This window comes from Acidisphaera sp. S103, assembly GCF_009765975.1.
GTDB lineage: Bacteria > Pseudomonadota > Alphaproteobacteria > Acetobacterales > Acetobacteraceae > Rhodopila.
Window position 1 is genome coordinate 33716 of the sequence record NZ_LMUJ01000059.1, and the last position, 11883, is coordinate 45598.

General features: G+C 64.1%; 4 protein-coding genes. 1 reads left to right on the plus strand and 3 read right to left on the minus strand.

Features of this window, described 5'->3' with window-relative positions; all coding sequences use genetic code 11:
• A partial coding sequence (locus GSQ89_RS18530; RefSeq protein WP_174254896.1) for a cell wall hydrolase occupies window positions 1-482 on the plus strand: 482 nt, incomplete at its 5' end.
• A 596-nt stretch (window positions 483-1078) separates the two neighbouring features.
• Here GSQ89_RS18530 and GSQ89_RS18535 read toward each other — a convergent pair.
• From GSQ89_RS18535 to GSQ89_RS18545, 3 genes are all read right to left on the minus strand, one after another.
• Entirely contained in the window at window positions 1079-2986 is a 1908-nt protein-coding gene (locus tag GSQ89_RS18535) for a serine/threonine-protein kinase (RefSeq protein ID WP_158927918.1), read from the minus strand.
• A gap of 165 nt (window positions 2987-3151) precedes the next feature.
• Window positions 3152-6202 carry a CHAT domain-containing tetratricopeptide repeat protein gene (locus GSQ89_RS18540; protein WP_158927920.1) on the minus strand — a complete coding sequence of 1017 codons (3051 nt, stop codon included), beginning with the start codon at window positions 6200-6202 and terminating at the stop codon, window positions 3152-3154.
• 2 nt (window positions 6203-6204) lie between these two features.
• Window positions 6205-11865: a hypothetical protein gene (locus tag GSQ89_RS18545; RefSeq protein ID WP_216856259.1), complete on the minus strand. Its 5661-nt coding sequence runs from the start codon at window positions 11863-11865 to the stop codon at window positions 6205-6207.
• Window positions 11866-11883 lie beyond the last annotated feature (18 nt).

Sequence of the window (11883 nt, forward strand, 5' to 3'; positions counted from 1 at the left end):
GAGCTGACGGCGTTCATACCGAGCCGGCACTGGATGAAAAGCAATACCTCGCCATGACTCTGTACGGTGAGGCCCGAGGCGAAGCCCACGCATCTCGTGTCGCGGTAGCATGGGTGATCCGAAATCGTGTTCAAATCGGACGTTGGGGCAATAGTTATCGATCCGTCGTAACTGCGCGTTTACAGTTTACCTGCTGGTCCTTAAAGGCTGACCCGAAAAATTATTCCGCGATTCACAATCCATCCGGTGCAGCGTGGACGGACTGTCAAGAAATCGCCAGGCAGGTGATCGCTGCGTCCCCTGCGAGCAATCCGGTTCCCGGGGCCACGAATTACTACAGTCCCAAGACCCAGAGCGCCCTGCACAGACAAAACCCTGACCTCTATGATGAGACCCCCGATTGGACCGATCCTCCTGCTGTCGTGGTTCCAAACCCCTCTGGCGTTCCAGAAACCAGCTTTCGGTTCTATAAGAATGTTTAAGTTGGCCTGCGCGACGCTACTGAGCGGCTTGGTACTGACAGGGGGGGCTACTGGCTCCGCCGGAGACTATCACGAGATATTCAGATCCGGATATGACGGCCGTTGGGTTCGGGTCGAGTATCAAAACGGCCGCGCCTCCGCGAACTTTCATCAGAAGGCCAAGACCACGATAATATTTTCCGACGTTCCGATCGCAGGCCATGTCCAAACCAAGTGGATAACACACGAAATTGCAGCAGTGGATTTTCCCTGCGGAATCGGGTGTAGCGCCACCTATTTCGCTTCGCCGAATGGAACGAGCGGTCCATTTCCAGGGGTATTGTCTGTTGACGCGCGGTCGGCGACTTTTGCCTATGTCGCCCGGAAGACAATTTTTGTCTCAGCGATCGGTCCCCCTGCGAAACCTCTGGGCCAGTTCCCCGTTCCAGAATTCTGCGCCCGCCTAAATTGCGATTTTCATGACAGTTACATCAACAACGTTTACATCTTCAGTGCAGGTAAACATCGGGTCGAAATTCCGCTCTCGCCTGCGGGTATGTCACCAAGGCCCGATAAGTGAACCATCGCTTGCAGAGTGACAAGCGCAACAAAACCCATCACTTCGCCAACGCATCCACCAACAGCGCATTGCCCACCAACGTCCCCCCGCCATCACGAACCGCATGGACTGCGGCATCCAAATCCCGCAGGTACGTCGCCGCCGTCTCGACATTCGTAGACCGAGGCCGCGTAAACAGCGGCCGGGACGACGCCACCGCGATGATCATGTCGGTGCCGAAAGGCGGTGCGACTTCCCACCCCGGCTGACCCGCCGACGGATCGCCTAAACTCACCTTCTGGCCGGGAACGAACTCATGCACCTTGTCCGCGACCGCGCCACTCGAATCAGCCACCTGCGGGTAAAGATGCTGCACCGTCCCATCGTGAGCAATGTAGTCCACCCGCAGATACCCGACGAAATTCGGCATTGTCAGACGTGGCCGAATGTGGTCGCCATCGTGCAGTGTGGTCCGGTTGTCGGCCAGCGTTAACGCCAAAACCGGATCGGCTGAGCCGAATGGCGGCGCGATCGATTGCAACAACGTCAAGGCCGGGCAAAATACCGTGTCGGCATTAGCAACATTCCATTGCATCGTACCCGGAACGGCATGGCTCGCGATGGTCTGTCTGATGTCGTCCCGAGCGCCCGGACCCGCAATACCGGTCAACACCGCTTCACTGTTGTTCCCTACGGAACCGCCAATAAAGGCACAGCGCTGAGTCGCCGTGATCTGGGCGAACATATCGCTGATCATCGCCGGACTGACCGCCGGCTTCGCGGCCGGTGCCACAGCCTCATTCCGCGGCACGACAGGAACCGGCGCGACAGTCGCCGGCGGTACCGGCTCAGGCTTGGCCACAGGCGCGGGTGCGGGCGCCGGAATTGGCGCCGGTGTCGTGACCGTCGGCGAAGGCGTCGGCCGGGGAACGTCCGCCGACGGACGCAGCAGGAAGAATGCGCCCCCTGCCCCCGCCAACAGTACGACCACCACCCCCGCCAAAATCGGCGTCATACTGCGCTTCGGCGGCGTCGCGACCGGAACGCTGACAGGCTGTGCAACCGGGCCCGCCACCGGACGGCGCGACTCGATGATCGTCGCATCCTCGGGGGGCGGGCTGACAACCGCGGCCGATGCCGATGCCGCCGCGATCAAAGCCTCCGAGAACGCCGCCGCCGTGGCAAACCGTTCGTTCGGACGCTTCGCCATCGCCTTTTTCACCACCGCGTCCAAGGCCGGTGGCGAGGTAACGGAAAGCTGCGATGGCCACAGCGGTTCGGTGTGCAGCACCTTGTGCATAATGGCCGATAATCCGCCCTCGTAAGGGCGTTCGCCAGTTAGCAATTGATAAAGCAGCACACCAGAAGAATAAATATCGGTCCGCGAATCAACCGTTTCCGCCATAAACTGCTCGGGAGACATGTAGGTCGGCGTTCCGATCATAGTGCCGGCCTGAGTCATGCTGCTGCTCTCGATCCGCGCGATGCCGAAATCCGCGATCTTGACGCGACTCTTTGCCCTGTCGTTGGAGGTTAGCATCAGGTTGGCGGGCTTGATGTCGCGATGCACCACGCCGCGTTCATGACTGAATTCCAGGCCTGCCAGCAGATCCTTCATGATGCGCAGGATCTCGGGCAGCCCGAACCGTTCCTGGTTCTTCATAAGCGAGTCCAGGGTCGGCCCCTCGACATATTCCATGACGATATAGGCGACGTTAGCCGTTTCGCCGTAATCGTACACTGGAACGATATTCTCATGGGTCAGGCGCCCGGCGGCTTGTGCCTCCCGGCGGAATCGGGCGATCTGCTCCTGCGTTTCAGGATCGTCTACGTCGGTGAGCGGGACGGTCTTGATGGCGACGTGCCGCTGGATGGACGGGTCCCATCCTTCGTAAACCACGCCCATGGCCCCGCGGCCCAGCGTGCGCTTGATTTCATACTTCCCGAGCGTCTCCACCGTGTCCATGCGTGCCTCATATCGGTCAGGTATCCTAGCGCGATCCGCACCGACATGCGAGCCAGTGCGGTGCTGTCGGAAACCTTTCGCTGTCGCGTCGAAGCTTCTCTCGTAGTCGATCCATCGCAGGCCATCTTCGGCGGACGCCGCGAAAGCCAGGGCATTCGTCCGAGATCAGCCGCCGGCGCGTTGCTTGCCGCTATCGACCACCGACGTGGCGCCCGTGGCGCCACGGCCACCGATCAGCGCCTCCACTGCCCAATAATATGGATGGGCCTGAACCGCGCGAGCCCCAACGGACTCATCCAACATGCGCCGCTGCGACAGTGCCAGAGCCATCGCCGGTCCGGCATCGGGATTGGCGCGAAGCGCCTGAAGAAACAGTGCCGTCAGATAGGTGGTCGTCTCATCGTTGGCGTCCCAATGCGTCACCAGCAACGAACGGGCGCCGGCGAAGAAAAAGCTGCGGGCCAGCCCGGACAGACTTTCACCCGCACCGCTTCCGCCTTCGCCACCCGTATTACAGGCAGCCAGGATCACCATTTCGGCGTCCAGATGCATCAGCTCGATCTCTGATGCGGTCAGCAACCCGCCCGAGGCATTCGGCGCATCGGGCGCGGTGGAGGTCAACACCGCCGGCTCCGTCTGGCATCGCAGTTCCCCCGGCAGGATGGCATGGGTCGCGAAATGGATGATGCGATAATCGGTCAGATTTTTCGCCATCACGTTCTTCGCGGTGAAACCCGATCCAAGAAGTTGGTCGCTCTGGTCGGCCCCCAGAAGCTGTCGCGCCACCTCAAGTTCCTTGCGTGCGCCAGACAGTTCGGGCAGGCTCGCCAATTCGCGGGCACTGTCGCCACAGGCCTCGGTGGGAAAGCTCGCCATCGCCTGCCGCAACGTGGGGGGTTTGAAATCCCCCATGCCGAACCACGGCTTGGTCGCCCTGATGATCTTCGCGCCTTGCCGCAAATTGACGAAGCTGGCCGCGGATGGAACGTGGGAAATCGCCACGCTTCGGATCAGGAAGGGAGCCTGGCTCAGATCGCCAGCGGTCGCCGATCCCGTCAGCAGCGCCGCAAACGGGACCGAAAGCAGGCTTCCCGACGGCGCGACCGTCAAGGCCGTCACACCTTTCAGGCCATCGGCGACCGGTTGCAGAACGGCGGCATAAAGCTGCTGCGCCGCGTCGGTATCGAACGGCGGCGGCCTGTTATCCGGTCGCAGATCCATGCTGGCCCGGAACCGCTTGACCAGCTTGTCGATCTTGGTCGCCCCGCCGTCGATCCGGCCGGCACTGATCGAATGCCGTCGCAGCAGCAACGTCCATCCTTCGTCCCTGCCCATGACGATCACGGCGATGGCTTCCGCCGGTTGCAGCAACGATTGGACCTCGCTCGCCGAAACCGAATCCTGCACCAGTGCATCGAACCCGGGCGCCGCTTCCTGTCGCGCCTGGCCCGCGTCATGCTGAGCCTCCTGCGCCTTGCGAATCGCGTCATCGATCGCCGCGACAGCGGCGGTATTGTTCTTGTCCGACGCCATCCCGATGCGCCGGCGATACAGCGTCTCCAGTTCTTCCGACGCCGCATCGTATTGCCGGATGGCCGCGGCGACTTTCGGATCGCGTGCACCTTCGGCAAGACGGGCGGCGGCAAGCGCGATCTGTTGGCTGGTAATCCCGCTGCGCGCAAGCTGCGATAGCGCAAACATTTCGGACAGGACCGGCTGCCCGCCGTGTGCCGCCTCCAGCGACAGCGCGTGCAGGCAGGGCGTCAGCAAATTCGCGGCTTCACCGGTTTTCAAGCTCTCCAGGATTTTGCTCGCCGCCCGGCACACCGGCAACGCATCGGCGTAATTTCCCTGACGGGCCAGACGAGCCGCTTGCAGCAGTTCAGTTTCCGCCAGCGGCGCGCTGTTAGGCTGTGCAAGCGCGAATTCATTGACGGCGGCCCCTAACTGGGAGATCGCATAGCCGCCGTTAGCGGATGGTGTCCCGCTCATGCCGGCTGTGCGGAAAAACCGCGCCACCAGACGCGGGTCGCGACCGGCATACAGGTCTCGGGCGCCCTTCAGCGCCGATTCGGCTTCGTTCTCACGGCCGAGGGCGGACAGGGCGATCGCCCGGTAGCGGCGAACCTCAATCAGACCGTTCAGCGCATCGCTGCTCGACTGGTCAGCCACCAGCGACGTGTCGGCCGCGGCTTGTGCCATCAGTTCTATCGGGCTGCGGGCGCCGACGATCGATCGGCTTCGCGGCACCAGCGCGTCAGGCGGAACGATCGCCGTGAACGCGCGTTCGGCCTGATCCAATAAGGCAAGCGATTCCTGCGGCTTGCTGCGGTTGAGCAGATCGAGGGCGCGCAGATAGGTGACCAGCGGCCTGGCGACCGGGTCGATCTGGTCGGGCGACGCGGAAAGGCGTTCGGCCCGGGCAAAAAGCAAGTCTGCCTCGGGGTAGCGACCCTGGTTCGACAGTTGCAGGCCTTCGCGTGCCACCGGCAATGCCAGCGCGGGATTATCGGCACCAACCAGACGTTCCTGGATCGAGACCGCGGTACGATAGGCCACCTCCGCAGCGACATAGTTGCCACGGCGGTTTTCCATCGCGCCACGCGCCATCTGCCGCTCCACTTCGGCGATCGCGCCGGCGCCCTGGATATTGATCGCCTGCGCCGCCTCGCGCTGCGTGGCAAGGCCAGCCCCATTCGCCGCCACCGCTGGCTTTGCAGGCAATCGCCCCGCGATCACACCGATCGCCCGTGGCAGGATCGTCTCGATCGGCTTGACGCCGTCGGCCACGTAAAGCGTGCCTGCCAGCCGGACGGCGAGCACGACGTGCGGCCAGCCGCCTTGGCGCCGGGTGCAGGACAAGGTTGCCGCCGGGCTGTCGAAAACCGTCGTCGGCCGTGGCGCCTGACACAGGAAGCGGCCATCGAACACCGATCGCCAGCCGCTTTCCGCCAGGAAGGCCGTCGGATCTGCCGCCTGTTCCGGCGTGACCACCTTGCCCGCGGGTTCGATGTAGGTCCCACAGTAGATCTGGGAATCGGTGGCACCACGCTGCAATGAACAGTTTTCCTGCGCGGCGTTGGACCCAAGGTCGACCGCCGCCGCCGAACCGTGCCCGCCCTGGACGTAGGCATCGGGGCTTGGAACGGCGCACGACACCAGCACCGCACAGAAAATCAACGATCGGAGCAGCAGCGGCAGACCACGATGGGTCATCCTCAATAATCCCGCTCCGCCACATCGGGCAGAATGATGTCGATGTCCGACAGAGGCAGCATATCGCCGAATTCGACGTCCTGCAGAGGGTTTGTCACGGGCACGGTCAGGTTGGTGAACTTGAGGCAGTTTACCGATGAGATCGGACAACCGTTGATCTGGTAGTCGTTGGACGGCAACGGCGATATATGGCTGCCGGATGCCGCGGTCTGGCCGGAGATGCCGCCAATCACGCCCGTCAGGCGGACGGTTATCGTGGCCGCCTTGGCGTAGGTGATTTGCAACCCGGCGATATTCACTTGTCCCGTGGCGGTTCCGGCGCCCAGGCTCAGGAACAGTTTCACCTTCGGCTGCTGGAAATCGCCAAGGGCGACGACGCCTGTCCCGTTCTCCGGCAACGCGAATGTCCAGTCTATAATTGAGTCGGTCGATAGGGTCGGATTGTCGATAACCTTGAAGTTCGACGCCAGAAGATAGATGCCGGGCGATCCGGGCGCCGGGAATGCGTTGGCCTGAAGCGGGTTTGTGCTGCCGGCGCCCAAACCGGCGAACCCATTGCCGGATGTCAGGTCGATCTCAAAGCCGACATCCTCGATCCGGATACTGTTGGCCGACAAGATACCGGTCAGCATGAGGTTCGACGCATCAACCAGCCAGAATGCATGGCCGGGATCGTTGAAACTGCCCAGCGTGCCGACGACGTTGCTGTTGCTCAAAGCGATATCGGCGTCGGCCGAACCGGTCAGCGTGCCGGCATTGATAAGACCGGATGATCCCTCCGTAATCGTCGTCGCCGCATTCAAAACCAGTGTGCTGGCGATCAGCGGCCGCTCCAGATCGATGGCGTTGCCCGCCAATTGCACCGGAATCGGGACAGGGACAGGCGCGCCGACGACCGGCGCCGATAGCATGGGAACACCGGGCGGTGCGGCCGGCGGTGCGATCTGGTAGCCGGTCGCGGGTGTGATCCCACCCACGCTGCCGGCGCCGGCGAAACCCTGCGTCCCCGATGGGCCGGCGATTTCCACCGTTCCCGCGGGCGCCTGCAGCGCGTTGCCGGCCACCGTGCCTCCGGACGGAGTCAGCGCCGGACCAGCGAGTAGGCCGGCTGTTCCCAGGATCGCGTCCCCGCTGTTCGCGAGCAGCATGAATCCGCTCGATGGCCCCGCGGCCGAGACAATCCCATCGACGACGATGCCGTTGTTGGCGGTCACGCCCAGGGTGCCACCGGTCGCGACGATACCGCCGGTCTGCGTGAATGCACCGATGGTGAAGACGTTGGCATCGTTCGTCACCGCAAGCAGCCCGCCGGACTGGCTGAACGCGCCGGCCGTCGCTGACGAACCGGACCAGCCGGCGACCCCGATGCCCTGCCCTATCGACAGCGCACCGCCGGCGGCGATCGTCCCGCCGCTTTGCGACAGCCCGCCCAGGCCAATATTGCCCGCAGCCAGCAGGATGCCGCCATTTTCGGTCAGCAGCGACCCGACCACAACAAACCCATTGGACCCGATGTAGCTCGGTGTGCCTTGCACCAGGCTCCCCGAGAAAGAGATGCCGGATCCGGCGCCAAGCGCGGCGATGATCTCCCCCGAACTGACCGTGCTGAGTGGCGCGGTAACACCGATGGTTCCGCTCGTCGCCACGATCGCGCCATTCGAAAAGACGGCATTGCCGGGCGCTTGCAGGGTGACGCTGCCGCCGGCGATCGCCCCCGCGCTCTGTGACAGCGCGCCGCCGGCGGACAGGCTCACCGGTCCATTCGCCTCGACCAGGGGTTGTGCGGACCCAGCCTGCGCGATGACGATGTTGCCGGCGGTCATGGTGACCCCGCCAGCCGAACTCGCCGCGACGGCCTGGCCATTGATCGTCAACGTCCTGTCGGCCGGAAGCGTGATTGAAAGCGACGCGTTCGGCGGTGCGGCCGCCCCATTGCCCGCGACGACCTCGCCAGGGATGCCGAGATCCACCGCATCGTTGAGGACAATGTCGCCAGTGGCGCGCAGTGACCCGGGCACGCCGGCGGCCGAACCCAAATTGACGATCTGGTTGCTCAGTCCCAAAAGCGAAACCGAACCTGCGATGCCGCCGCTGCTGAGAAGGGTACCGGCGACCAACGTGCCGGTCGCCCCTTGGCTGAGGCCCCCGGACGCGACGGTGATGTCCACAATGCCCCCGGTTCCGGCGCTGACCAGGCCCGCCAGACCCAGCCCTTCACCGTCCACGACCGTCAGCATCCCACTCGCCGTCAACCCCGTCATCGTTCCGATCTGGTTGGCTGTCCCCTGCAGGATCGCGGTACCCGAGATGCCCCGTGAACTGGTCAGGGTACCGGCGATCAACGTGCCGGATGGCCCTTGCGTCAGGCCGCCGGACAAAGTCGTTATATCCACGGAACCGCTATTCCCGGCACTGACCAGACCGGCCAGCGTCAATGCCTTGCTGTCCACAACGGTCAACCCGCCAACGGACGTCAGGCCGCTGATAGTGCCGATCTGATTGGCTGTCCCCTGTAGGACCGCGGGTCCGACGATGCCCCGCGAACTGGTCAGCGTGCCAGCGATCAATGCACCGGACGGCGCCTGCGTCAGCCCACCCGACGATGTCGATAGGTCAACCAGGCCGGTCGTTCCGGCACTCACCACCCCCGCCAGGGTCAGCGCTTCGCTGTCCACGACCGTCAACGCGCCACCGGCCGTCAGCCCGCTGATGGTACCGATCCGGTTGGCCGTCCCTTGCAGGATCGCCGGACCCATGATGCCGCCGGTGCTGGTCAGCGTCCCGGTGATCAACGTGGAGGACGGTCCTTGCGTCAACCCGCCGGCAAGGGTGGTGACGTCCACCGAACCCGTGTTCCCGGCACTGACCACACCCGCCAGCGTCAGCGCCTCACTGTCCACGACCGTCAGCGCGCCAGCCGCCGTCAGCCCGCTGATCGTGCCGATCTGGTTGGCTGTCCCCTGTAGGATCGCAGGACCAACGATGCCGCCGGTGCTGGTCAGGATCCCCGTGACCAGCGTGCCGGACACCCCTTGGGTCAGCCCCCCGGACAGAGTGGTGATGTCCGCCGAACCCGCACTCACCAAGCCTGCCAGCGACAGCCCCTCGCCGTCCACCACCGTCAGCGTCCCACCGGCCGTCAGCCCACTGATCGTCCCGATCTGGTTGGCCGTCCCTTGCAGGATCGCCGGACCCGCGATGCCCCCCGAACTAGTCAGCGTTCCAGCGACCAACCTGCCGGACACGCCTTGCGTCAGCCCGCCGGCAAGGGTGGTGATGTCCACCAAATCCGTATTGCCGGCACTGACCACACCCGCCAGCGTCAGGCCCTCACTGTCCACGACCGTCAGCGCGCCACCGGCCGTCAGCCCGCTGATCGTGCCGATCTGATTGGCGGTCCCCTGCAGGATCGCCGGCCCGAAAATCCCGCCCGAACTGGCCAGCGTACCGGCAATCAGCGTTCCCGAGGCGGCCTGGGCCAGACCACCCGCAAATGTCGTGATATCCACCGAACCCGCATTCCCGGCACTCACCAGGCCCACCAGCGACAGCCCTTCACCGTCTACAACCGTCAGTGTCCCAACCGAGGTCAGCCCCGCGATCGAGCCAATCTGATTACCCGTACCCTGCAGGATCACCCCACCCGAGACACCGCCACGGCTGGTGAGCACACCGGCAATCAACGTACCGCCCGCACCTTGATCCACCCCACCCGACAAGGTGGTGATATCAACCGTGCCGGCGTGACCTGCGCTCACCGAACCCGATAGGGTGAGTGCCGTACTGTCCACGACGGTCAGCGTCCCGCCGGCCGTCAACCCGCTGATCGTGCCGATCTGATTGGCTGTCCCTTGCAGGATTGCCGGCCCCTGGATGCCACCCATGCTGGTCAACGTTCCAGCAATCAACGTGCCGGATGGCCCCTGGAACAGCCCGCCGGATGACGTGGTGACATCCACCGTGCCGCCCGTACCCGCGCTGACCACACCCGCCAGGGCCAGTGCCTCACTGTCCACGACCGTCAGCGTGCCGCCAGCCGTCAGACCGACGATCGTGCCAATCTGGTTGGCTGTCCCCTGCAGGATCGCCGGCCCGAAAATACCGCCGGAGCTGGTGAGTGTCCCCGCGACCAAAATGCCGGACGGTCCCTGGAACAACCCGCCTGATGACGTGGTGATATCCATCGTGCCGCCCACACCCGCGCTGACCACACCGGCCAGGGTCAGCCCGCTGCTGTCCACGACCGTCAGCGTCCCACCGGCCGTCAACCCGCTGATTGCGCCGATCTGATTGGCTGTCCCTTGCAGGATCGCCGGCCCGAAAATACCGCCGGAACTGGTCAGCGTCCCGGCGATCAACGTGCCGGATGGCCCCTGGGTCAGCCCACCAGATGACGTGGTGACATCCACCGTGCCGCCCGCACCCGCACTGACCACACCCGCCAGCGCCAGCGCCTCGCTATCCATCACCGTCAGCGTGCCGCCGGCCGACAGACCGCTGATCGTGCCGATCTGGTTGGCCGTACCCTGCAGAATCGCCGGCCCGGCAATGCCTCCCGAACTCATCAGCAGATTCGCCAGGATCGTTCCGCCGGAAACCTGCGTCAGGCCGCCCCCCAACGTCGAAATATCAACCGTTCCGGCAGAGAGATAGTCGCCCGGATCGAGGCGAATACCGCCCGATCCTGACGACAGCGTCAGCGAGGTCGCGTCGATGCTGCCGGACACGTCGATCGCCGGCGCGCCGGTTATCGTGACGTTGGTCGCGGTAACCGGGCCGGACACCACAAGGGCGCCGGCCCGTCCGCTGTCCGACAGCGTCAACGTGCCGTTGACCGTGAAGCTGCCCAAATCGCCGACCGCGTTGGCTTCCGGCAGGGCGACGTCGGCGCCGGCGTTCCCGGTCAACGTTCCGGCCGTCAGCACCGCGCCACTCGCCTGGCCGATCTTGCCGAGACTGTCGAGTTCCAAATTCGTCGAACCATCGCCGAAACTCTCGGCGACCCTGATCGATCCCGCGGTGATAGTGAGCCCGGACACCGGTCCGGTCACAGCGCCGACCCGTACCAGACCGGCGTTGATGCCACTCAGCGACGCCAACGTCGAACCGGTCCCGCCCAACGTTTCTCTGGCACCCACGGTACTGGGTGCCAATTCGAATGTCGTGGCAAAGACCGAACCAAAGCCCGTCTGGTTGAACGAGTCGGTAAGGAAGCTGGCAAGCCCCCCCGCGATCACCGTGCTCGATGCGCCGAAATCGACGCCGGTGGCGCTTGGCGTCTGTAGATACACATTGCCCGACGCGCCGACTGTGCCGAGCACAGTCAGCGACGTGCCGTTGGCGATCGAAAGATTCCCTGCTGTCGCGGTCAGTTTTCCCGAGCTGCCGCCGATTGCGGCAATATGGTTTCCCGAGGCGAGCAGAGTGATGCTTCTGCCATTGCCGACGAGGGATGATATCGTAATCGATCCGGTTGGTTCGGTGATGGCGCCACTGCCGAACAGGCCAAGCGCAACGGAGACACCCGTCGGATTCACCGCGCCATCGATCGAGATATTGCCGGCCGAAACGCGGGTCGCTCCGCCATTCGGCCGATCGAAATATTGCCCGATGAAAAGGTCACCGGCGGTGATGTCGCCCAGCAACGTGTTATCGATCAGCAAATGGCCGCCGGCGGTGCC